General features: G+C 61.8%; 21 protein-coding genes and 1 pseudogene. 12 read left to right on the top strand and 10 right to left on the bottom strand.

Annotated elements, in window-relative coordinates; all coding sequences use genetic code 11:
* Positions 1–39: 39 nt before the first annotated feature.
* From F4827_RS33100 to F4827_RS33090, 4 genes are all read left to right on the top strand, one after another.
* On the top strand, positions 40–846 hold the full coding sequence (locus F4827_RS33100) for a universal stress protein (RefSeq protein WP_183732900.1): 807 nt from the start codon (positions 40–42) through the stop codon (positions 844–846).
* Positions 847–988: 142 nt separating this feature from the next.
* Positions 989–1,390 carry a PAS domain S-box protein gene (locus F4827_RS35715; RefSeq protein WP_260175538.1) on the top strand — a complete coding sequence of 134 codons (402 nt, stop codon included), beginning with the start codon at positions 989–991 and terminating at the stop codon, positions 1,388–1,390.
* 53 nt (positions 1,391–1,443) lie between these two features.
* The gene (locus F4827_RS35710; RefSeq protein ID WP_311675151.1) at positions 1,444–2,112 is read left to right on the top strand and encodes a sensor histidine kinase; all 669 of its coding nucleotides are present in this window, start codon (positions 1,444–1,446) and stop codon (positions 2,110–2,112) included.
* Positions 2,113–2,247: 135 nt separating this feature from the next.
* Positions 2,248–2,736, top strand: a complete 489-nt coding sequence (locus F4827_RS33090; protein ID WP_221303914.1) for a cytochrome b — start codon at positions 2,248–2,250, stop codon at positions 2,734–2,736.
* A 14-nt stretch (positions 2,737–2,750) separates the two neighbouring features.
* Here F4827_RS33090 and chrA read toward each other — a convergent pair whose 3' ends face one another.
* Both chrA and F4827_RS33080 read right to left on the bottom strand, forming a co-directional pair.
* Positions 2,751–3,998, bottom strand: coding sequence for a chromate efflux transporter (gene chrA, locus F4827_RS33085; RefSeq protein ID WP_183732897.1), 1,248 nt, complete (start codon positions 3,996–3,998; stop codon positions 2,751–2,753).
* 120 nt (positions 3,999–4,118) lie between these two features.
* A complete protein-coding gene (locus F4827_RS33080; protein WP_221303911.1) occupies positions 4,119–4,490 on the bottom strand; it encodes a hypothetical protein in 372 nt (123 codons plus the stop codon).
* A gap of 303 nt (positions 4,491–4,793) precedes the next feature.
* Between F4827_RS33080 and F4827_RS33075 the strand changes: the two genes are divergently transcribed.
* The gene (locus tag F4827_RS33075; RefSeq protein ID WP_183732978.1) at positions 4,794–6,218 is read left to right on the top strand and encodes an MBL fold metallo-hydrolase RNA specificity domain-containing protein; all 1,425 of its coding nucleotides are present in this window, start codon (positions 4,794–4,796) and stop codon (positions 6,216–6,218) included.
* A gap of 185 nt (positions 6,219–6,403) precedes the next feature.
* Here the strand turns inward: F4827_RS33075 and F4827_RS35705 are convergent, their stop codons facing one another.
* Positions 6,404–6,613, bottom strand: a complete 210-nt coding sequence (locus tag F4827_RS35705) for a hypothetical protein (RefSeq protein WP_260184728.1) — start codon at positions 6,611–6,613, stop codon at positions 6,404–6,406.
* Here F4827_RS35705 and F4827_RS33070 point away from each other — a divergent pair.
* The 3 genes from F4827_RS33070 to F4827_RS33060 all read left to right on the top strand — a co-directional run bounded on the left by F4827_RS33070 (position 6,590) and on the right by F4827_RS33060 (position 10,013).
* Positions 6,590–8,383 carry a PAS domain S-box protein gene (locus F4827_RS33070; RefSeq protein WP_311735614.1) on the top strand — a complete coding sequence of 598 codons (1,794 nt, stop codon included), beginning with the start codon at positions 6,590–6,592 and terminating at the stop codon, positions 8,381–8,383. The two genes, F4827_RS35705 and F4827_RS33070, sit on opposite strands and share 24 nt — an antisense overlap.
* The gene (locus F4827_RS33065; protein WP_183732888.1) at positions 8,380–9,027 is read left to right on the top strand and encodes a response regulator transcription factor; all 648 of its coding nucleotides are present in this window, start codon (positions 8,380–8,382) and stop codon (positions 9,025–9,027) included. Before F4827_RS33070 ends, F4827_RS33065 begins: the two co-directional genes overlap by 4 nt.
* 284 nt (positions 9,028–9,311) lie before the next feature.
* Positions 9,312–10,013: a helix-turn-helix domain-containing protein gene (locus tag F4827_RS33060; protein WP_260175542.1), complete on the top strand. Its 702-nt coding sequence runs from the start codon at positions 9,312–9,314 to the stop codon at positions 10,011–10,013.
* 145 nt (positions 10,014–10,158) lie between these two features.
* On the opposite strand, the gene F4827_RS33055 is transcribed toward F4827_RS33060, so the two are convergent.
* Positions 10,159–10,458 carry a hypothetical protein gene (locus tag F4827_RS33055; protein WP_183732885.1) on the bottom strand — a complete coding sequence of 100 codons (300 nt, stop codon included), beginning with the start codon at positions 10,456–10,458 and terminating at the stop codon, positions 10,159–10,161.
* 106 nt (positions 10,459–10,564) lie between these two features.
* Entirely contained in the window at positions 10,565–10,999 is a 435-nt protein-coding gene (locus F4827_RS33050) for an Hsp20/alpha crystallin family protein (protein ID WP_183732882.1), read from the bottom strand.
* 288 nt (positions 11,000–11,287) lie between these two features.
* On the opposite strand from F4827_RS33050, the gene F4827_RS33045 reads away from it, so the two are divergent.
* Both F4827_RS33045 and F4827_RS33040 read left to right on the top strand, forming a co-directional pair.
* On the top strand, positions 11,288–12,133 hold the full coding sequence (locus tag F4827_RS33045) for a universal stress protein (RefSeq protein WP_183732879.1): 846 nt from the start codon (positions 11,288–11,290) through the stop codon (positions 12,131–12,133).
* Between the two features lie 68 nt (positions 12,134–12,201).
* Positions 12,202–12,708 (top strand): universal stress protein, encoded by a 507-nt coding sequence (locus F4827_RS33040; protein WP_183732875.1) that lies wholly within the window; start codon positions 12,202–12,204, stop codon positions 12,706–12,708.
* 515 nt (positions 12,709–13,223) lie between these two features.
* Here the strand turns inward: F4827_RS33040 and F4827_RS35700 are convergent.
* The 5 genes and pseudogenes from F4827_RS35700 to F4827_RS33020 all read right to left on the bottom strand — a co-directional run bounded on the left by F4827_RS35700 (position 13,224) and on the right by F4827_RS33020 (position 17,966).
* Positions 13,224–13,820, bottom strand: coding sequence for a hypothetical protein (locus tag F4827_RS35700; RefSeq protein WP_260175537.1), 597 nt, complete (start codon positions 13,818–13,820; stop codon positions 13,224–13,226).
* Positions 13,821–13,943: 123 nt separating this feature from the next.
* Positions 13,944–14,279 (bottom strand): annotated as a pseudogene (locus F4827_RS36100) (methyltransferase); the annotation flags it as partial.
* A complete protein-coding gene (locus F4827_RS33030) occupies positions 14,266–15,207 on the bottom strand; it encodes a hypothetical protein (protein WP_183732869.1) in 942 nt (313 codons plus the stop codon). The gene F4827_RS33030 and the pseudogene F4827_RS36100, both read right to left, overlap by 14 nt.
* Before the next feature lie 3 nt (positions 15,208–15,210).
* The gene (locus F4827_RS33025) at positions 15,211–17,067 is read right to left on the bottom strand and encodes a hypothetical protein (protein WP_183732865.1); all 1,857 of its coding nucleotides are present in this window, start codon (positions 17,065–17,067) and stop codon (positions 15,211–15,213) included.
* Complete coding sequence (locus F4827_RS33020; RefSeq protein WP_183732861.1) at positions 17,064–17,966, bottom strand: hypothetical protein; 903 nt, start codon at positions 17,964–17,966, stop codon at positions 17,064–17,066. Before F4827_RS33020 ends, F4827_RS33025 begins: the two co-directional genes overlap by 4 nt.
* Before the next feature lie 1,077 nt (positions 17,967–19,043).
* Here F4827_RS33020 and F4827_RS33015 point away from each other — a divergent pair.
* Positions 19,044–20,018 carry a DNA-binding protein gene (locus F4827_RS33015; protein ID WP_183732858.1) on the top strand — a complete coding sequence of 325 codons (975 nt, stop codon included), beginning with the start codon at positions 19,044–19,046 and terminating at the stop codon, positions 20,016–20,018.
* A complete protein-coding gene (locus tag F4827_RS33010) occupies positions 20,015–21,553 on the top strand; it encodes a tyrosine-type recombinase/integrase (RefSeq protein WP_183732855.1) in 1,539 nt (512 codons plus the stop codon). The genes F4827_RS33015 and F4827_RS33010 overlap by 4 nt, the downstream gene beginning before the upstream one ends.
* Positions 21,554–21,901 lie beyond the last annotated feature (348 nt).

Genomic DNA, 21,901 nt, shown 5'->3' with positions numbered 1-21,901 from the left:
GCGAGACGGATCTGCGCAACAGTCCGGAGGAAACTGGCTATGAGTTACAAGAGTCTGCTTGTGCACCTTGATGATACCGACCGATGCACCGTGCGCGTAGCACTCGCGCTTGATCTCGCCGAGCGCTTCGACGCCCATCTTGTCGGGCTATATTTGCCCCTTTCGCGTGTCAGTGGCCCCGATGATGCGCGCGCAGCGGAACAACGCCGGGCCAACGCCCATGCGAGCTTTCTCTGCGCAGCCGAGCGCGCAGCACGGATCGTCGAATGGCGCGCCCCTGAGCCGGCTGACCTGTCGGTTGCGACGCTCCATGCACGACACGCCGACCTCCTCGTGCTCGGCCAGCATGACCCGCAAAACCGGTTGATCACCGTCGCTGCAAATTTCGTCACCGACCTGTTGATGACAACTGCGCGCCCCGCCGTCATCGTGCCGTATGCAGGCGCATTTGCCTCATTCGGACAGAATGTCCTGATTGCATGGGACGGCAGCCGCGAGGCGGCGCGCGCGGCATCAGACGCGTTGCCGCTTCTTACGCATGCACAGTTCGTTTCGCTCGCGGTCGTCACGCCGCCACGCAGTCCCGATCTCGCTCGCGCAACCAGCGCTGCAATTGATGCCGCGGGATGGCTCGAGCGCCACGGCATCAGCGCGTCATTCCACGAAAGTGTCTGCGAACATCATTTCGAAGCCGGCGCGACGCTGCTCAGCCGCGCAAGTGATGTCAACGCCGACCTGTTGGTGGCGGGCGCATGGGCTCACTCAAATCTGCACGAACGGGTGCTGGGCGGCGTCACGCGCACGCTGCTCGAGTCGATGACACTGCCGGTTCTCATGTCGCATTGAAGTACCGCCCTTTGGAGTTAAGCGCGAAGCCACTACCTGCAGCGCGTCTACGATCGCCCCACGACTTTGGCCTATTATTTCCATTGCCGACGTGCAAACTACGTCGACTCCCGCATTGTCGCCAAAATCACCGGAGTGCTTCATGCAAACGGCTGGGTTGGCGTCCTGGAATGGGCGAAACAACAGCAGTATCGCGATCGTCGATCGCTATCGTCTGCTCATCGACGCCGTTCAGGATTACGCGATCTTCATGCTGGATCCGACCGGCTGCGTAGCGAGCTGGAATCCGGGCGCTCAACGTATCAAGGGCTACACGCCGGACCAGATCGTTGGCCAGCACTTTTCGCTGTTCTATACGGCAGAAGATATCGCCAGCGGCAAACCTGCACGACTGCTCGACTCTGCGGCGCGGTTGGGCCGCCGGAGGACGAAGGATGGCGCGTCCGCAAGGATGGTGGCCGCTTCTGGGCAAATGTCATTATCACCGCGGTCTACGATGAACATGCTGCACTGGTTGGGTTTGCCAAGATTACCCGTGACCTGACCGAACGGCGCAGGCTGGATGACCTTGAGCGCTCCCACACAGCGTCGGCGCTTGTGCAGCAAGCTCGCGAAAACGAGCAAAAACGCCTTGCCCGCGAATTGCACGATGACCTCGGACAACGGCTGGTCGCCCTGAAGATGGCATTAGCCCGTCATCAGGCCGAACTCATCAAAGAGTCGCCCAATGTAGATAGCGCACATCTGGCCTCGCTCGGCGACATTTCCGTGCAGATTGACGAGTTGACCGTCTCTGTACGCCGCATTGCAGCCGATCTGCGTCCACTGCTGCTGGATGATTTTGGGCTTGAGGCCGCGCTTGAATCTATGGCGCATGACTTCGAGCAGCGTCACAGCGTAACAGTGCATTGTGATCTAGATCCACAAATGCCACGGCTAGACGAATTCATCTCAACCGCGCTTTTCCGCGTCGCACAGGAAGCGCTAACCAATATCGCGCGACACGCCAGCGCTCGCACCGTAACGCTTGACCTCTCGGGTTACGGCACGACCATCAGGCTGAGAATCCGTGACGACGGCACCGGGTTCGATACGCACGCCGCAGCGCGCGCCGACGCATTTGGCCTGACCGGGATGGGGGAACGCATGTTGCAACTGGGCGGCACACTTTCGATCGAGAGCAAGCCAGGCAAAGGAACGGAGATCGTGGCCGAACTTCGTTTGCCAGCCCCGGAGGATGTCCGGGCGACCAATCCCGACGCTTGATTTCAGCGTGCTTAATCTAACGTTAATTTCCGGGCTTCTAGAATCGCGCTTTTCGCCCGGCTTATTTTCCCAGGAGAGAGTGGCCATGCACGCTGCCGCCAATACGCGCTACGACACGACTGCACGACTGCACGACTGCTCCATTGGCTCGTCGTCCTGCTGGTTGCGGAGCAGTTCGTGATTGGCTGGACGATGCCCGACGTGCACCGCGATACGAAGCCCATCGGCGAGATCGCGTGGCACTTGGGCGTGGGGACCGCGCTCCTCGCCGTCATGGCTTGTCGTATCGCCTGGCGCGCCACTCACCAGCCGCCGCCGCATAACCTGCCCAACGCAATGCGCGCGATTTCCGCACTTACGCACGGCGCTCTCTACATGCTCTTGCTCGCGGTGCCGTTGCTTGGGTGGATCAATGCGTCGTCGCGCGCGTGGGCCGTCAAGCTGGGCGGCCTCGTGGCGCTCCCTTCGCTTTCAACGGTCGGCTCGTCGTTGGGACATGCGATGGGCGATGTGCACAGCGCGCTCGCATGGGCACTGCTGGTGCTGATTGGCTTGCACATCACCGCAGCGCTGTACCATAGATTTGTGCTGCGCGACGGCGCGTTACAGCGCATGATGCCGTGAGGCGCTCTGCTTGCTCACGAGAGCCCCTTAACTTCCCCACAGCTAGATAAACAACATGTTCGCCGCAATGCCGCGAGCGTGCAAAACAGCACGACCGCGAGCGGCGGTGCCTTCCACTTCACCAATGCCACGAACCCGCAGGCGGCGATCGCAAAATCAGAAGGCGAACGCACCGCACCTGTCCAGACCGGCGAATACAACGCGAAAGCCAGCAGGCCGACCACGGCGGCGTTCACGCCAGCAAGCGCCGCCGCCATGCGGGGACGCTCACGCATCGCCTGCCACCACGGCAGCGCCGCGACGACCAGCAGCAGGCCTGGCAGAAAGATGCCGATGACCGCGATGGCGGCACCAGACCCGTGGCCGGGTCCTGCGTGGCTCACCCAGCCGAGATACGCGGCGAACGTGAACAAAGGACCGGGAACCGCCTGCGCAGCACCGTAGCCTGCGAGGAATGCCGCGGGCGACACCCATCCCGGTGCAACCGTCTGCTGCTGGAGCAAGGGCAGCACGACGTGACCACCGCCGAATACCAGCGCCCCCGACTGATAGAAGGCATCGAAAAGGCGCCATCCCTGTCCAGCCGCAGCGCCCAATACCGGCAAGCCAGCGAGGAGGCCCAGATAAAGCGCGAGCGCCACGGCCGATACCTTGCGCGATCCTCGCCATTGCGCCAGCGGCTCTGGCTGCGGCTCATGGGACGTTGCGGCTATCACTGCGCAGAAAGCAAGGCCAAGCAGCGCCCCCACAGCGATCACCAGCACCTGCGCATAGGGCGTCGCCAATCCCGCGAGCAGCGCGATGCCAGCGCGCCGCCGGTCTGGACAAAGCTTTCGCGCCATATCCCAGACTGCCTGCGCGACCACCGCCACCGCGACGAGCTTTAGCCCATGCACGGCTCCATCACCGGCGCGGCCGCCCAGGTCCGGCGCCGCAGCCGCGAACGCGAGCATCAGCAGGACCGAAGGCAGCGTAAAGCCAAGCCATGCGGCGAGGCCGCCTCGCCAGCCTGCCTTTAAAAGCCCGATGGAGAAACCAACCTGACTGCTCGCCGGCCCGGGCAGAAACTGGCACATGCCGACGAGATCGCTGAAAGTACGCTCATCCAGCCAGCGCCGGCGCTCGACAAACTCGCGCCGAAAGTAACCGATGTGCGTAATCGGTCCTCCAAAACTCGAAATCCCCAGTTTCAGGAAGACGAGCAGGACCGCAATGGCGTAGCGATCGCGGGTCGAGGGCACTGCCGGGCTGTAGATCGACATGAAGTGGTGTCAGCGCGCGAGGTGGGGAGTGAAACCACTGCTCAATCAGCGCAGAGCATGCCGTCTTGTCGCCGCCATGCAAGACTGTCATCCGAATCAGGGCCCCGCACCGCCCGATGCTCAGTGCGCTTCCCCCACCTCACGCGCAAACTCGTTCTGGGCCTCGCGCAGTTGCGCCGCACAACTGCGGTAGGTCCAGCCCGGACCGCCATCGACGCTGTACATACCGCGGCACAAGCCTTTGAGCCGGATGACGGTCATCCCGTCGTCCGCCTTCAGACGCAGCGCCCAGAAATACGCCACGCCGAACTCGTGAGGCATCCGGGTTTCGATGGTGTTGTCGTCCAGGCGCTCTATGGGTGTAGCGGAGTGCTGCTGCACGAAAAGACGTGCTCGCCCCCACGCCTGGGCACAAGCTTGGGGTCCGGCACATTCGACCTGCGCATGCTCGCGCGCGAGCTCCAGCTCCGCTTCGGAATTCCGGAACGCCATGCGGCTGGCGTCCGTAGCACACGCGACCAGCGTTAGCGCGAGCAAAGAAACCCTCAACGAAACCGGTAGGAGAAACAAACGTTGTCGGACAGCCATGGTCGGGTTTCCACAAGAATCTGGCCGCGTCGGATCCGGTCAGTGTTTCCACTGTAGAAAAGGGCGCCCTCGCGCGATTGATCTGGCTCAATCCGTATGGAATGTTCGGAACCACCCTTTCCCTCTGATGCAGATCAAACGGGTTTTCCCGGAGCGCGCTCCAATCGACCTCAGTGGCGCCGTCGGGCGCAATGCGAGGAGGACATGATGAAGCTGACCTTCCTGGGCGCGGCCCAGACCGTGACAGGCTCGCGCTACCTGCTGGAAGCAGACGGCAAGCGGGTGCTGATCGACTGCGGCTTGTTTCAGGGAACGAAAAACCTGCGCCTTCGCAACTGGGAACCGTTGCCCTTCGCGGCGGACACGCTCGACGCCGTGATCCTGACCCACGCGCATATCGACCATTGCGGCTACCTGCCGGTACTCGTGCGCAACGGATATCGAGGGCCGGTCTATTGCACACCCGGCACCGCGGACCTGTGTGATGTGATGCTGCGCGACAGTGCCCGGTTGCAGGAGGAAGACGCCGCGTTCGCCAACCGGCACGGTTTCTCGAAACATCACCCGGCGCTGCCGCTCTATACCACCAGCGACGTCGAGAACACCCTGCGCCTGATCGGGCCACGCGAGTTCGACTCGCCCTTTGCCCTAAGCAACCGGCTAGGTTTTCGCCTCCTGCCCGCCGGGCACATTCTGGGAGCGGCCAGCGTGGTGCTGTGTTGCGGCCACACCGTGATCGCATTCTCCGGCGACCTTGGCCGCCCTGAAGATCCGCTCATGCGCGCGCCCGCTCCGCCCGCGCATGCCGACTATCTGGTAGTCGAATCGACCTATGGCGACCGGCTGCACGATGCACTCAATCCGGAGGACGAACTCGCCGCGATGTTCGCGCGAACCTTTGCGCGTGGCGGGATCGTGGTGATGCCGTGCTTCGCGGTTGGCCGCGCGCAGGAAATTCTCTACTACATCGCCCGTCTGAAAGAAGGCGGCCGTATGCCGAACGTGCCCGTCTACCTGGACAGTCCGATGGCAATCAGCGTGACTGATCTCTATCGCCGCCACATGGGCGAGCACCGCCTGACTGTCTCGCAGATGCACGCAATCGACCATGCCGCGTTCATGGCGCGCACCGTCGACGACTCAAAATCGATCGCCTCGCGCCGCGGGCCGATGGTCATCATCGCGGGCAGCGGCATGGCCACGGGAGGCCGCGTGCTGCATCACCTGAACCGCTATGCGCCCGACCCGCGCAATACGATCGCGCTCGTCGGTTATCAGGCGCCCGGCACGCGCGGGGCGTCGCTGGAAGCTCATGCCCCCGTGATCAAATTGCACGGCGACTATGTGCGCGTGCGTGCTGAGATCTCGTCGATTTCCTCGCTGTCCGCGCACGCCGACTATCGCGAGACCATCCGCTGGCTCGCCGGCATGAACTGCCCGCCGGTACGCACCTTTGTGACGCACGGCGACCCCCCGGCCGCCGACGCGCTGCGCCGCCGGATCGTCGAGACGCTGCACTGGGATTGCTGCGTGCCGCAATACCGCGATACGGTGGAACTCCCTGAAGATCCGGTCCGCGAACACCCTTGTCCGCCCTGCGAAGCCGCTCAGTTACCGGGTACGGCGAACTGAACCCCCTGAAGATCGCGACGCGCTTGATCTTGGGGACATAATATCGAGACGGGCGGCGTATGTGCCCGCGCGCCGGGCCGTCTCAATCGCGCCGCCCGTTTGCCTACAAAAGACTTACGATTCGCCCGCCCACGAGCATCTCGCTAGAGACGGCTGCCATGACATCGGTCACTGACGTCACGCCACTACCCGCGCAAATCCGCCGGCCAGCCGTGGCCGCGATCGCAGCGTTTGTGACGGCATTCGCCCTCGCGGGCGCGGTAGCCGTGTTCGTCGCGCAGCAATGGCAGAACGCGGCCGAGCAGCGGTTTGGCCAACGCGCCGTTGCACTGCGCGAGTCCATCGCGCTCTCGCTGATCGCCAACGAAGCCGTGCTGCGCGGTGCCCGCGCGCATCTCGCCGGGATGCCTTCTCCTGAAGCCGGGAGCTGGACACATTATGTGTCTTCGCTTGATCTGGACGGCTCGAACACGGCGGTTGTCGCGCTCGGCTACGTCCCCAGCGCATCCGGCGTCACGCTCTGGGCGGGTCCGGCAGCCAGTTCGGGCAACGAACCCGGCCAGTCCGATCGGCCTGCCGCAGTTCAACCTGAAGAAGTGGTGCTGGCTGTGGCCGCGGCAGACCCTACCACCAGGACTGCCTTGACGCTGTGGCTTCCCGTCTACGAGGATTCGGCGGCACGAGGAAGCGGTTCACGCAATCCAGTCGGCTTCGCGGTCGCCGCACTCGATACCCAGCGCCTCTTCGAGCCGCTGCTGGCGGCCCAGCCAGGACTCGAAATCACCGTGCGCGCCACGCATCCGCCGGTCGAGGTTTACCGGAGCGCGCCGCTTGAAAGTGACGAAATCTTTTCCTCCCACCGGTTTGAGCAAACCGATCAGTTGCTCGCGGGAGGCACGGCACTGACGATCGACACACGCGCGCACGGCAGTCCACTGCTCACCGGCGCAGCCATCAGCGCCACTGCCATCCTGCTGGTGGGGGCGCTCGTAGCGGCGGCATGCGCATGGCTGGCGTATCGGCTCGTCGCCGCGCGACTGACGCAGTCAACCAGCGCCAGCGACGCCCGCCTCAACGAAGTACGGATGATGGCCATCATCCGATCGTCGATGGAAGCGATCATTACGATCGACGAGGCGCAAAAGATCGTGATTTTTAATCCGGCCGCCGAGTATGTGTTTGGATTGACCGCCATGGAGGCGATCGGCACGCCGCTTTCACGCTTTATTCCCGAGCGGTTTCGCACCGCGCACGCGCAGCAGGTCGAGCAGTTTGGCGTCACCGGGGTGACGGAGCGCCAGATGGGCCATCAGCAGCGTGTGCTCTATGGTTTGCGCGCGAACGGCGAGGAATTTCCCATCGAAGCCTCGATCTCGCAGATCCGCGATGGGTCCGGCAAGCTCTATACCGTCATGCTGCGCGATATCACCGAGCGGTTGCGCGCCGAAAACACGCTCAAGCGTTCGCGCGAAGAACTGCGCGAGCTGTCCGCCAATCTGCAAAACGTGCGCGAAGCCGAAAAGACCCGCATCGCGCGCGAGTTGCACGACGATCTCGGTCAGCAACTCACCGCGCTCAAAATCGACGTGTCGTCGCTGGCGCAGCGTCTGGGGCCTGAGACTGCGCCCGATATCACAGCCAGCCTCGCAGGCATGAGCGAACTGATCGATGCCACCGTGCGCGGAGTACGCCGCATTGCCGCCGATCTTCGCCCCGTCATGCTGGACGACCTGGGGCTGGCCTCAGCCATCGAGTGGCTCGCCAACGATTTCACCAGCCGTTACGGCATCAAGGTGCGGCTGCGGCTGGAAACGGGCAATGTGGTCTTCTCAAGCACAGCGGCCTCCACGCTGTTTCGCATCGTTCAGGAAGCACTGACCAACGTGGCCCGCCACGCGCAGGCAGACCGGGTAGACCTGACGCTGGCGGTGGACTCGCGGCGTTGCACCTTGCGTATTACCGACAACGGCTGCGGCACGACCCGCGAAGGCGGCGACGCCCACCATCGGACACGACACGACAAAACCTTTGGATTACTTGGCATTCGGGAGCGTGCCCACATGCTCAATGGCGTCGTCGAGATCGACACCGCGCCAGGCGAAGGCTTTTCCCTCTCCATCACATTCGAACTCGACGCGCTTCTATCCGACGAGACAACTTCATGATCAAGGTAATCCTCGCCGACGACCATACACTCGTGCGCGATGGCCTGCGCCGCATCCTCGAAAGCGCTCATGACTTCGAGGTTGCCGGTGAAGGTTGGGACGCCGCGACCACGCTGGCCCTTGTGCGCAATCAGCCCGCCCAGGTGCTCGTGCTCGACCTGTCGATGCCCGGTCGCAGCGGCGTGGATCTCATCAAGCAGATCAAGGAAGAAAAACCGGCCTTGCGCATCCTCGTCCTGACCATGCACGCCGAGCAGCAGTATGCCGTGCGTGCGTTCAAGGCGGGAGCCTCTGGCTATCTCACGAAGGAAAGCGCCAGCGCGGAACTGGTGAGCGCTGTGACAAAAGTGGCTGCCGGCGGCGTGTACGTGAGCATGGCCATGGCGGAGCGCTTCGCGCAAAGTCTGAACGAGCCCTCGGATGCTCTCCCACACCAGCGTCTCTCCGACCGCGAATTCGACGTCTTCCGACGGCTTGCCTCCGGGCAGACCATTACCGAAATTGCCCACGCCCTGTGTGTGAGCAGCAAGACTGTGAGCACCTACAAGGTCCGGATTCTGGAAAAAATGCAGATGCCTCACGAAGCCGCCCTGGTGCGCTATGCCCTGCGTCATAAATTGATCGACGATCAGGACGAAATCTAGCTTTTGGCCGAACCGGCGCCGGACCCGGCACGGCAATTGACCCGCGCGGCCGAGCCCCGCATATCTGTAGGAATTGCCCTACAAGACTTCTTCCCGGCGTACGCCAGTTTCCACCGCCGCCGATTTATTTTCGGGATGGCGCTGCCAATACTGGATACATGCAGATCCCGCCGCGTTTGCCGAAGCCGCGCGCGCATCGCGCGGTGAAACTGGAGACGATCATGAATGCCGAGTTTGTCTGCGAAGCCCCCTCCTCCGTAACGTCAGTATCGTCATTCACGCCGATGGCCGGGCCGGGATGTCTGCCGACTCGCTGCTCGGCCTGCTCGCTGCGTGCGGTCTGCATGCCCACCGATCTTTCCGGCATAGAACTCCGACAACTCGATAGCGTCGTCCTGACGACGCGACACGTGCGGCGCGGCGAGGCGCTCTTTCGCACCCACGATGTTTTCCAAAGCCTGTACGCGGTGCGTACGGGTTCCTTCAAGACCATCGTGATGCACCGCGACGGGCGCGAACAGGTCACCGGATTCCAGATTCCGGGCGAACCGCTGGGCCTCGACGGCGTCTGCTGGGGCACGCACAGTTGCGAGGCGATTGCGCTCGAGGACAGCACGGTTTGCATCATCCCGTTTGCCCAGTTCGAATCGCTGTGCCGCGACAGTCGGCGCATGCAACGTCATCTCTATTATTTGATGAGCAGCGAAATCGTGCGCGAATCCAGCCTGATGATGATGCTCGGCACGATGACCGCGGAGCAGCGCCTCGCCTCGTTTCTACTGGATCTGGCGGCACGTTTTCGTGCGCGAGGCTACTCCGGCGCACAGTTCAATCTGAAGATGAGCCGGGAGGAAATCGGCTGCTACCTCGGACTGAAACTCGAGACCGTCAGCCGCATGTTTTCACGCTTTCATCGTGATGGTCTGGTCGAACCCAACGGCAAGCAGATCCACATCGTCGATGCCCAGGCACTCGCGCGCGTATAGGCTGATAAAAAATAAAAAACTGATAGCACCTCGTAGGTTCTGCTATCGATCAGGTTGACCCAGCGTACCAGTGCATGCAGCGCTCCTTGATGGAGCGCTGATTGGCATCAGCTCGCCAGCATCGGAATGCCCCACGTACTTCTCATCATGCTGAATTCGTCTCGAGTTCGTGCTCCGCTTCGTCAAAAGCTTCCCGCATAACGACAAGAGGATCTGGACCGCAATGATGGGCAACCGGACTAAAGTCTCTTGATACTGTGACAAGATCGAGACGCACATCGTACGTCTGCGACGAATCGCTCCCATGCACCTCTTCGATCGCGAGGTGACAGGACTTCAACAATTTGCCGAAGCGCTCCAGCCGCAACAGTTGCACGCCCGCCTCTGCCTCGATCGCGGCAGACCCTGCAAATCCCAGATAGACCATCTGCATTCCGAGTCCCATCGTGTGGCCTCCCTGGCCGGCATGGTGCTCACATTCAGCATCCCATTCGCTTTATCGTTTCGTTCAGTCACCGCGTGCCGGCTCCCCGGCACGCAATCACGATGCATCAATCGATCTGCACGTTCTTCTGTGCGGCAGGTGCTCGTTTGGGAAGGTTCAGGGACAACACGCCGTCCTGATACTGGGCGCTTGCTGCAGAGTCATCGATCTCGCTCGCGAGTGAGAACGTGCGCGCAAAGGATCCGCTATAACGTTCCCGTCGAATCCATCGTTCACCCTCTTTCTGCTCGCTCCTGCGTTCGACTTTCGCATGAATGGAAACTGTGTTGCCGTCGACTTTCACGTCGATGTCCTTCTTGTCAACGCCGGGAAGTTCGGCCTTCACCATGTATGCCTGCGGACTTTCTGTCACGTCGAGCTTTATGGATGCCAACTCACTGCTGTCGGTTACAGAAGCACTACGTAACGGGCGGAAAAGCCCCTGAAACAGCTCAGAAACTGGTTCGATCCCGAACGGATCATAACGGGTCAGGTTGTTCATCTTTCCATCCTCCTTCGAGCACAAAAAGGGCCGCGCAATGTTCCGGAATTCGGCCCGTGTAGAGCCGCGCGCCCTCGCACACATCGCTTCCAATGTAAGAAATAAGCGCCGTTTGCAATTGATCTGCCTCAACTACCTTTCTCGGCAAACACCTGCCGCGTCCAACGGACAGCGAGTCATCGCTTGATCCACGTCAACGGCAAACAGAGGACGGCTCATAAACTCAGTTTCACCCGATGCGTGCCCTATGCGAGGCCGTGACTTCTTTCTTCTCTCCGGAGATCCGCAATGAGCTACAAGACCCTGATGGTTCATCTGGATTCGAGTACCCGTGCCAATGCGCGCGTTTCGCTTGCGCTCAAATTGGCACGTTCTTTTGGATCACATCTGGCCGGCGTGTTTGCGGCCTTCGAGCCACATCCGCGAGAGTTCTATGTCATGGCCGGCACGGCGGACTATTACGACGCACATCGCAAACTACGCGCTGAGCAGCGTGCAGCCATTGAGCGGCTGTTTCGGGCTGAACTGGAGAGGGCTCAGGTCGCAGGCACACTTGTCGACGCAGAAAAAAATACCGATATCGTTTCCTCGCTCCTGCACCACAGCCGCAGCGCGGATCTGACGATCATTGGACAGGCGAACCCCAACGATCCGGAAACGTTTGTATCCGACCATTTTTCTGAGACGGTCGTCCTGGGCACCGGAGGCCCAGTGCTTCTTGTGCCTAACACCGGGTATTTCGAAACCGTTGGCACACGCGTGCTTATCGGCTGGAATGGCAGCCGCGAGGCGGCGAGAGCCGTGCATGACGCGATCCCCTTCATCGTCAGTGCCGCTCACGTCACAATCGCAACGTCTTCGTCGACATTTTCTCCTGCGCCATCACAGGCATCGTGCAGCGAACTTGCAGCAATGCTCGCGCGTCATGGCGCGACTTCCATCGACATCTCGCGCTTCGACCGGCACGCAGCAGAAACCACGGGCGATGCCCTGCTGAACTTCGCCGTTGACGGCGGATTCGACCTGCTTGTCATGGGCGCCTATGGTCACGCCCGATTACAGGAACTCGTACTGGGCGGCGCGACGCGCTCCATCCTGCTCACAGCGACACTGCCGGTATTGATGTCCCATTAACGACCGCCACAAGGCGTTATAAATACATTGCTCGCACTGATCGCTAAAGAGTCGTGCTGGAGGCTCTCATGTATTCTCGTATTCTCGTTGCAATCGATGGCAGCAAGACAGCCTCGCATGCGCTCGACACAGCGATACAGCTTGCGCTGGAATCGCAGGCAGAGCTGACGCCACTGTATGTAATCGACCTGCCTGTCATGGCCTATGATGTACCAGGCTTTGATCCGTCGATCGTTCGCGATGCGTATTTCGAGGAAGGGCGACTCCTATGCACCGACGCGCAAGAGAAAATGATGGTGGCTGGCGTCAGAGGCGTAGCCCGATCGGTAGAGGTGGATCTCGGTGCGGAAGATATCGCGCATTGCATCGCCCGCACCGCAGCAGAATCCAAAGCAGATCTCATCGTGATGGGAACACATGGGCGGCGTGGCGTCAGACGGCTTGTGCTAGGCAGTGTTGCAGATCGGGTACTACGAAGCTCCCGATGCCCGATCCTGCTCGTGCCGTCGCGCACACGTTTGCCCGAATCAGCCACACAGCCTAACGCCAGTGACATCCCAAGAGTTGCAGGCTGACCGCTGTAAATCGGTGACGGTAACGTCACGCTCATTGAAGAAGGCGACACAAATCGCTTGGCTCTGGTGGCAGTACCCACTGGCAGTTCTGCGTACCCGGTAGCTAGAAGACCTCCAACGTTCGCACCGACGAGTAACGACGGTGGTGGGACGCGCAACAGCGCTATCATCGTCGGAAGCGCCATCTCTGTATGAGATAAGGAGTCAGCAGATCGCTGATTAGAAACGAAATTTATATGGGGGCCGAAGGCAAAGCTCCTATACGCTTGGCGTCACGTGACCGGAGATATGCACGAAAGTCAAAGGGACCCCTGAGTCCGCAAAAATACGATGATCGTCGGGAGCGATCGGGTTGCGCAGGTCACTCTCGATCGTCCGCTGGCGCTACCGACCGGTGGGGCGAATACGTAAGCATCGGCCACGGCCGTCGCTTCCTTGTCGAATGCCATTACGGTGTTGCGTGTCTTGCCGACCGATAGCGCCTGCAGAACGCCGGAGCAACGCGACTCTGCGTCCTACGACCAAACTGTGTTCAACCACTCCAACAGGCGCTCAACCGTAACATAGCGCGCACCCGTGCCCCTATATAGACCCGCGAAAGCTTCATAGCTAGCCTGAATCGCATCGACCCGCGCGCTTGCTTCGCTCCCTCCGCCACACGGCAACGCGAGAACACAGTCGGATAGCTGCACATCCGAGTCGACATGCCATGCGCCAATGTTCTCCTTTTTCGGTATCCCGACGCGGGGCAGAAGGATCATATGACCGGCCACAATGCCGCGCGTGAAAGGGCGCACCCGCCGGAGAGATGATATCGGTGCCCCTCGCACAAGATCCTTGATGTCCGTGGAATGAATAAAAGGCAGACCACCGCGCAACGAAACAGCTTCGAAACACGCAAGCCCGCCGCGCACGACAGATCCCTGGACAACAGGAACCTTCGACTCTTCACCCAGCTTTCGCAATCGCGGCCGTGAACGTTTCGTCATTGCGACGAGCAGCGAATTCGCCCGGGCTCCCCGGAACGTCGAGCTCTTGAACTGGGAGACAACATCGATGTCGTACAGCGACTCCAGCTCAGCGCGCCCCTGTCTGTCCATGTCGGCAAACATGGTCGATTCGGGAAGAACCGCAACGATCCGCCTCGGCCGTGAGTGGTGGATTGTCGCGATAACGTGCGCCATCGCGAGACTTCCGCGAATCGTCCTTCCGTCAAGCTCTATATCTACCCCCTTTGCGTGACCCATGCTGAAGGGAGGGTTAAGCACCGCGACATCTACACTCCCATTCAACTTCGCACGCACCCTTTCCCACGTCGACCAGGCGAGTGAGTCACCACGTACCAGCGTCCAGTGCGGACGCGCCTTCCGTAGATGCGAGATCGCGATCCCGTCAAGGTCGATACCCGCACAGTGGACGTTGGGAAAGGATCGCTCGACGGCGTCAAGGAGCGCTCCCCGGCCGCAATGACTGTCAAGGACCGACTTCAATCGCGCGCGCCCGACCGTTTGCGCAACCACGTCTGCTACATGTCCCGGCGAGTAATAAGCATCCGAATCAGATGTGAGCATCGCGTGGCTTTATGCAATATATGTGCGTGGGACCCACTCCGGTCGTTCGCTTTCCCTTGCGAATCGGATGGTCATAAATGATTTCGGTATCCCGTGGGTGATCGAGTGCATACCAGACCGCGCCCAGCGCGTGGGGCTTGGTGCCCGTCGGCGCGATATGCAGAAAACTGCCAGGGTTGTCCCGGTGGATTTCAAACAAGGCCGAGTACGCCTCGAAAGGACAGCTCGCGCGAGCGTATCGAATGTGATCAAAGGCGCGAGCGTCGTTCAGGAATTCCTCGTTGGTGGCTATCGTGATCTGCGGATAGTCGGTCTTGAAACCGGGCAGACCGACGATCGGCATGATCCGCGGTTGAGGATCGAAGTCGAGTGCGATGTGCCTGGCGCGCGCGCTCTCGAAGCCGAGAAATGGCACGAGTACGCTTTTCACATCCCGGTCCGGTCCCGCGAGATTCGCCATGCCTGGAAGGGGCGATACCCCGCCAAACGTCGAGGTGAGATCAAAAAGACTTGATGACGAAGGGCTTTCGTGCTCCTTGTAGGCGCCCGGCTCTGTATAAACAAAATAGATTGCCGGACAGGCTGTCAGCAACACACGCATCAGCGCCGCCCAGACGCTGTGGTTGAGGCCCGTAATATCGACATAGACTGCGGGCGACTCGAGCAACCGCTGTAGGCCTTTGTTGTCCGAAAGGCCAACGGATGCTTCGCCTTCCCCTGTCCTGTAGCGTATGGATGTCTCAAGCTGTTCGACAATCTGGACGCATTGCCCGGGACGCTTGTCCTGCATTTGTCGCCATATCGCCTGCTGGAGCCGGTGTTCCTCACTGAATGCCCCAAAGACGTAAATCGCGTTCTCAGCAAGGTGCTGCTCCTTGAGCGCTGCAATCGTCTCGGTGTGGCCGTCGTGCGCGATGTATCGATTCATTGATCAACCCTGGTAGAAATCGGTAAACATCGCGAGCTGGGCAGGCAACTCATCTGTCGGCGCCGGGTTTCCGGTGTTCATCATCTCCGCGAGTGCCGCTGCGGGATGACTGGACAGCTTCAACAAGCTGCTCGCGCGAAAAGTGACGCGACGCTTCCGTCGGTGCGAGTACTCGAAGAATGCGCAAAAGATGGGATGGAGACGATATTCATCGTCCTTCATCTCCAGCTCTGACGTCGGTTTTGTTCGGGCGGTCACCTCGAATGCCAGATTGGCGACACCATCAACAAGGATCGGCTCGATCTTTGCGCAAGAACTGGGATCTCCGCTCACGACGAACGAATTCTGTTCCGGCGCGCGCCCAATCGGGTCACGGGCGAACTCGAAGAACGTCTTGCCGATCGCAAGGACCAGACGCTTGATCTCGACCCCGTGTTCACTGAGCCCCTCAAGCTGGGCCAGCCGACGCTTGCCGACGAGCCGCGCTGATTCGGTTTGCGAACGCGGGAGAATTACCAGGGGTGCTTCACCATCCCATCCGTTGTTGTCGAGTTGATTTTGAATCGCTTCATCAATGAGCTCGAGAAAAAAGCGGATGTTTCCAGAGGCGAGCGCGAGATACGTGCTGATGCCCGCATAGTATTTTCGGATCCGTGCGCCTTTCCGCCCTTTCGATAGCCAGAAGAGACTCGAAACACCGTGATTGCCGAGTCGTGTATCCCATTCGGAAGGCCTCTCCATCCAGCTCTTCGCCAGTTCGAGCAAAGGCTCGCCGGAGCTTTCGTGCCAATATTGAAGAAAGTAGGATTTCGTATCTGGCAGCGAAGCAAACCATTCGCGTACTTCCGTCGGCGCCTTCTCTAATCCCTGTTCAGCGATTTTGGCCACGCGCGAGCATCCCAACTTCCCGGCCTCTTCTTCGAAGGACATGTCGGGCAGAAATTCTGCCAGCTCCGAAGGAATCGGCACGCCACGCTTCCGTGCACTCGCCAGACGATGGTTCGCAACGGTTTCCGCGAACGTGTCGAACCGCTCTTCGGCAATGTCGATGATGGCAAAGTCGTCCGGCGTCGAAAGCTGATCTCCCGAATCCAGCGTATGGTGCGTCTTGAGTCCGCCTCGCCGCATACCAACCTTGAACGAGATTGGTGGTTCGGAATGCTTGATATACGCGTTAAGCAGCGACTGTTGTTCGAGCGCGAGATTTTCGTATTCGTCGATGCAACAGAAAAGGAGCTTGTTTTCGAGGTAACCGGCGTCCAGAAGGGCCGATGCAAATGCCTTCAACGGGGCATCACTTGCCGACAGTATCGGCGGCTTTGTCCGGCCGCCGTTGTTCACGTACAGCTCGAGCTGGGCCAGGCCTGCGGTAAGCGCGGTCTGCAGGTGCCTCAGATCGGTGACTTCGTCCAGCCCGAAGGTGATCGCAATTGCGTCAATCTCGATGGGGCGACCTGATGGACGGTCCCGCTCAAGCCAGCTGGACAGCTGGCACAGTTCGATGCAGGTGAGAATATTGAAATAATGGGCGAACGTACGCTGCCGATCCGTCGGACCGAGCTCAGTCACCGAAAACGCACGCACTCGATTCTTGTTGATCCGGACATAAATGCCGTAATGAGGCAACCCACTCCCGCCGGATTCCGAGGCCTGGGAACGCGCATACGCCGCGTCGAAGCGAAGCGAGCGTAGAGCTGTCGTCTTCCCTGTACCCCGCCCCCCCACCAGAAAACTGGGCCGTTGGTGCACCAGTTTTTCGGTGTACGGCGGAGGCGTGAACAGCGACGCAAAGTCGGGCTGGGACCATTCGGCGCGGTAGTCGCCAAACAGATGCTGAACAACTTCCTTGTTTGAACTCATACGCGTCGCACCAAAGTCGTCCATTGATCTGGCCCAACGGCCCAGAATAGGGGGAGAGTAGAATCGGGCGTCGAGTGCTCGAACGCGAGCAGCAAGCCGGCCTCGGTGTGCCCATACATGCGCGTGGCCGCGGCCTCGAGATACTGGGGGACACCAAGGCGCGGCGCATATTTTTCGAGCAGTTGCTGGATCGCTCCAGGAATATCGTCCAGGTCGGGCTTCAGCGCGCTGCGTGGAATACCCGAAACCGTGTCCGCAGCATCGAGTACATGAGCCGCGACGACCTGCAGTCCGGGGAGCTCGGCGCGCAGGCGATCCAGACCTTTGCGGGTGGCCACCAGCGTGGCGTAAATCACATGCGAGCCATTGATCGCCTCGAGATCGGCGAACGAATACGGCTGCTCGCTCAGATAGTCGCGCCTCCACGTCGCGGAAATCTGGCTTCCTGAACCGAGTATGTCGTCGAGGAAAACCACCAGTCGCCCCGCCTTCGCCTGCTCGAGGGCGCGCTTCGGATCCATAAAGCGGTTGTCGGCGATTCTTGCCGTTTGACGCAGCTTTCGACAGAAGAGATTCCCCGAGTCGGTTACATTCGGATCCTCGCCTTCAACGCTGGTGAACACCGCATTGTCCAGCGTCTCAAGCGCCTTTCTGGGCCCCATCCTTGAGATAAGCCCGTCACGCATCTGGCGGTACAAGGACATAAGCATCTGGTCGACCGCACCGCTCGCGAAGTAGGTGAAATGATCGAGCAGCACTGCAGCCGCGACCTGATCATCCTTCTCGAAATTGTTGAGCCATGCCGCTGGGCGGACTATCGGCGAGCGGCACCACAACCCCGCCGAAACCAGCGCCGTGCATTTCCCGACAACGGTGTCAATATACTGATCGGATCTCATGCGTTTTAAATATAGTGGCTACCACTTGCTGCTCGTCCATCCGCCTGACCGCAACCTCGGCGCGCCGGCAGCTTCCCCAGCGGAATTGTAAGCGGTTCGAAGCACCACGGGAGGCCTGTTCCGGCAAAGAGAAACGCTCGGCGCCGTTGACCTCCCGCGCCGCACGGCGACATCCGCCTCGGCATTTCGATCCGACCTTTTGCCCGCGCCGGGTTTTCCTTTGAATGCGTCCTGTGTCGCTGGTCGGGCCGGGCTCCAAGCGGCGATGGTTCGGGCATCGCGCGATACGTGCCTGAGCCGGCTCAAAATACCAAAACTCACGCGACGACTTCTGTTCGCCCCGACCGGATACAGCTCGCCCTGCTCGTCCGGTAAAGGATGGCGCACGATAAGTATTCTTTTCTTGCCAGCAGCCGGTTGATAACTACCTCTGAGCAGTGACGACCCACATGGCACTTGTGCTGCGATCAGGTGCTCCCTCGATTTTTTCTGGTTGGAGTGCAATCCTGGCGTTTCGCGTCTGATTGAACCATCGCCTTCCGACACCAAGACGGTCAACATGCTTTTGGACTGTTTGCGACAGCCGCTGCAGCCACCGGACTCAGGATGTGCGCGGCGAGCGAGGCGCTGATTCCCATTGCCCTCAGCCTGCCGGAGTCGATGGGATGGCCGCGCCGGGTCTCGAGTGGCATATCCACCGGCAGCACAGTGACGTCGGGTGTTTCTCGATCTTCACGCATTCCAACCCCGCATCTTTTCCGGGCCCCAGCGATGAAGCCCGGGACTAACGTTCACCCCATGCTCCACGACAGAAGGACCGCTCCGCCCAGGCTCGCCCACTCGGTAGCCCCCCCATTCGCATGCGATGGCGCGCTGGCCGCGATAATGCGGTTTATCGCGGCACGGCTCTTTTTAATCGCGCCGAATCGGGTTTCCTTGCGTTAGGCGCGTGCGTAATCCACACTGGAAATCCCGCCCTGCGCCTTGCGCGGCCGGCCTTTCCGACCTCTCCGCGTGGCGCCGGCGTTGAGTGCCAACCTGCTTCCCGTTTGCTTCCCTCTGCTGCCGGAGGCCCCCATGGCCCGCCCCGCCGCTGTCACCCCCGACGCCATCCGCGCCACCGTCCTCGCCCTGCTCGCCGAGGCGGGCGACCCGGCCCCCGCGTCTGGTACCCGCTTCCGCAAGATCGTGTCGGTGCGAAAACTCCGCGCACGGCTGGGTGCCGGCGACCCCGCCACGCTCTCGCGGCACCTGAACGCCATCGAGGCCGAGGTCGTGCAGGCGGGTCTTGCCGGCTTCGCGGTGCCCGACGTGCCACAAGAGATCGCCGCGCAGATGCGCGCACTGTGGGAAGCGGCCGTCGCCACGCAGCTCGCCGACGTGATGCAGTTGCGTCAGCAGGCAGAGGACGTCAAGGCAACAGCGGAGGCCGCGCGCCACGAGGCCGAACTGCGCACAGAACTGTTCCGCGCGGAGCTGGCCGATCTGCGTGCCCAGCTCTCGGCGCGTGACGATGACCTGCTTGGCCTGCGGCTCGAAGGCCGGGCGCTGCAGGAACGCGCCCAGACGCTGGAGTCCACCTGCACCCAGTTGCGGACACGGCTCACAAACGCGGAGACAGCCACCACCGACGCGGTGCAGCAGCACGAGCGCGAACTCGCCGCCGAGCGGGTGCGCTACGAGGGGCTGTCCAAGCAACTGCTGCGGGAAACTGCGCACCAGCGCGAAGCGTTCCAGACGGAGCGCCAGCGCCTCGAAGCCGAACTCACACGCGCGGCCGAGCGGCTCGCCGCCCTCGAGTCGCTGCGCGAACGGATCCTGACGGAACTCGCAGACGAACGCGCCGCCCGACAGCAGGCCGCCGCGGAAGCGACGGCGCTGGCAACCGTGGTGGAACAGCAGCGCCAGACCCTCGCGCTGATGAGCGCCACGATGGTGAACACGCCCGCTGCCGGTGCGCGCCGTCCGGCGCGAAGTGCAGCCCGAAGTGCGGGCCCTACGTCCCCGACGACAAAAGCGGCGACCGGCCCGTCCACGAGAAAGCCACGATGAAACCGTCCTGTCCACCCGATCCACCCGATCCGTCCGGTTTGTCTCAGGCGCCCCCGGCGCCCCGCTGGCTCGACACGGGGTGCAGGCCGCCGCAGCGCCTGCCCGACTCTGTGGAGGCGGCGATTGAATACGTCGCGCAGGCGCTCGGTCACCCGGTCTACATACGCTGGACACTCGCGATACTCAAGCGTGGCTGCCCGTCGCTTGCCGACGCGAAGCATGAGCACCCGTCCGTGTTTGCACTGCTGCTCGACCACGACGCGGCGGTGGAGTACTGGGAGCGCGGGCGCCTGCGCGCCCAGCCGGAAACAGTGGCACCCTCCGCCGCCATGGTGCTCGAGCGGGTGCTGCGCCAGCACCGGCGGCGCTTCCGCCTGGCGCCCGATGACGAGGTGCCCGACACCTCACTTGCAATGCGACACGAAGTGGCCGAAGACGCTGCGCTCAAGGCTGCGGGAGTCGAGCCCGCGTGGCTCGCGCGCGCCGGGCGCTTTGCAAGTGCGGTGGCGCTGACCAACACCCTCGGGGTGGCCGACGACGCGCAGGCGGTGCGACTGTTCCTGCGCGAGCGGGCCTCGCACTCGCCGCACACGCTGCGTGCCTACGTCACCGAACTGCGACGGCTCGCCGCCTGGTGCACGCGCGAACATCTGGGCCCGTTCTCGGACCTCACCCGCCAGGACCTGATGGCGTACCGTGACGTTCTCCAGGCCGCCCGTGCCGGCGCGTCAGGCACCGTGCGGCGCGCGGCGCCGGCGTCGGTCTCCCGCGCGCTCGCCGTGGTCTCCAGCCTCTACGCCTGGTGGCACCGCACGGGGTATCTCAGCGTCAATCCGGCCGAGGGTCTCGCCGCCGGGCGGCGCGCGCGTATGACGTGGACGCCGGTGCGCTTCCTCTCCACCGCCGCGCTCGCGCACTGCGACGCAGTCGCAGCCGGAGACGCGCCGGAAGACGTTCCTTCCGTAATCTGGGCGAGGCGCCGCGCCATCTGGGCGCTGTACCGCTTCGCCGGCATCCGGCTCGCCGAACTGGTGTGGAACGAGGCGCTCGCGCTGCCGCGCATCGAGGTGGACGCCGCCCGGCAATGGACCCTGCACGTCAACGGCAAGGGCAACAAGGTCCGCGCAGTTCCCCTGCCCTCGACCTGCCTGCCGGCGCTACGCGCCTACCGGCGTGTGCGCGGACTGCCCGACGATCCTCCGCCCGGGGAACAGTTACCGCTCATCCACAGCGAACGTGGCCGGGCGCTGGGTGGGAGTGGCCTCTACGACGAGGTGCGGGCGGTGTTTGCACTGGCAGCCACCCGGCTGCCGCCGGAGGAAAGCGCCATGCGCGCGGCGCTTGAAGGCGCTTCCACGCACTGGTTGCGTCACGGCTATGCCCGCACGCTGGTGGTCGATCACCGCGTCCCATTACCGGTTGCCCAGGCGCTGCTCGGTCACGCCTCGGTGCAAACGACCGCGGCCTATGCGCGCACCGACGGCACGCAGTTGAGGGACTTTGTGGAGGGGAGTTTTCCAGTCAATCCTCGCTAAATCGCGAGATGGAACTCGCACACGCATTCTTTGGCGGTGGGCGGAGCAATCTCTTGCAACGACCAGCAGAAAAGAGGCTTCACTGTGCTCGCGCGACTCAATTCGAACCACTGGCTAGCTGAGCTGACCGTCGCAAGCGTCAAAATGCGCTTGAAGAGCACTGTATCGATCAAGGTCGGCCCACTTGCGACACAAAGCAAGCGCGGAGTTACCTTTGACGCGCACGGTCTTACCGCGTTGCCAGTTAAGACGCCTAGAAGGTGTTATGCACTTTTGTTAAGGGCTGCAAAGTGGACGAGCATAAGCACGGAGAATACGACGAAATGCAACCCAGCCAATGTTTCGGGC

The sequence above is a fragment of the Paraburkholderia bannensis genome (assembly GCF_014200455.1).
In the GTDB taxonomy this organism is placed as follows: Bacteria; Pseudomonadota; Gammaproteobacteria; order Burkholderiales; family Burkholderiaceae; genus Paraburkholderia; species Paraburkholderia bannensis_A.
The sequence above is the reverse complement of the archived record's forward strand: the minus strand, read 5'-3'. Positions and strand labels throughout refer to the sequence as shown.

What these genes read in the sequence shown, in the direction of transcription:
- F4827_RS33045 (WP_183732879.1), top strand. Translation starts at nt 11,288, where the DNA reads ATGAGCTACAAGACCCTGATGGTTCATCTGGATTCGAGTACCCGTGCC.
- F4827_RS35715 (WP_260175538.1), top strand. Translation starts at nt 989, where the DNA reads ATGCAAACGGCTGGGTTGGCGTCCTGGAATGGGCGAAACAACAGCAGT.
- F4827_RS35705 (WP_260184728.1), bottom strand. Translation starts at nt 6,613, where the DNA reads ATGCGCGCGGGCACCGCGCAGCACGGCTTCGTTGGCGATCAGCGAGAG.
- F4827_RS33100 (WP_183732900.1), top strand. Translation starts at nt 40, where the DNA reads ATGAGTTACAAGAGTCTGCTTGTGCACCTTGATGATACCGACCGATGC.
- F4827_RS33025 (WP_183732865.1), bottom strand. Translation starts at nt 17,067, where the DNA reads ATGAGTTCAAACAAGGAAGTTGTTCAGCATCTGTTTGGCGACTACCGC.
- F4827_RS33065 (WP_183732888.1), top strand. Translation starts at nt 8,380, where the DNA reads ATGATCAAGGTAATCCTCGCCGACGACCATACACTCGTGCGCGATGGC.
- F4827_RS33015 (WP_183732858.1), top strand. Translation starts at nt 19,044, where the DNA reads ATGGCCCGCCCCGCCGCTGTCACCCCCGACGCCATCCGCGCCACCGTC.
- F4827_RS33020 (WP_183732861.1), bottom strand. Translation starts at nt 17,966, where the DNA reads ATGAGATCCGATCAGTATATTGACACCGTTGTCGGGAAATGCACGGCG.
- chrA (WP_183732897.1), bottom strand. Translation starts at nt 3,998, where the DNA reads ATGTCGATCTACAGCCCGGCAGTGCCCTCGACCCGCGATCGCTACGCC.
- F4827_RS33040 (WP_183732875.1), top strand. Translation starts at nt 12,202, where the DNA reads ATGTATTCTCGTATTCTCGTTGCAATCGATGGCAGCAAGACAGCCTCG.
- F4827_RS35700 (WP_260175537.1), bottom strand. Translation starts at nt 13,820, where the DNA reads ATGTTTGCCGACATGGACAGACAGGGGCGCGCTGAGCTGGAGTCGCTG.
- F4827_RS33080 (WP_221303911.1), bottom strand. Translation starts at nt 4,490, where the DNA reads ATGGCGTTCCGGAATTCCGAAGCGGAGCTGGAGCTCGCGCGCGAGCAT.
- F4827_RS33050 (WP_183732882.1), bottom strand. Translation starts at nt 10,999, where the DNA reads ATGAACAACCTGACCCGTTATGATCCGTTCGGGATCGAACCAGTTTCT.
- F4827_RS33055 (WP_183732885.1), bottom strand. Translation starts at nt 10,458, where the DNA reads ATGGGACTCGGAATGCAGATGGTCTATCTGGGATTTGCAGGGTCTGCC.
- F4827_RS33030 (WP_183732869.1), bottom strand. Translation starts at nt 15,207, where the DNA reads ATGAATCGATACATCGCGCACGACGGCCACACCGAGACGATTGCAGCG.
- F4827_RS33060 (WP_260175542.1), top strand. Translation starts at nt 9,312, where the DNA reads ATGGCCGGGCCGGGATGTCTGCCGACTCGCTGCTCGGCCTGCTCGCTG.
- F4827_RS33010 (WP_183732855.1), top strand. Translation starts at nt 20,015, where the DNA reads ATGAAACCGTCCTGTCCACCCGATCCACCCGATCCGTCCGGTTTGTCT.
- F4827_RS33075 (WP_183732978.1), top strand. Translation starts at nt 4,794, where the DNA reads ATGAAGCTGACCTTCCTGGGCGCGGCCCAGACCGTGACAGGCTCGCGC.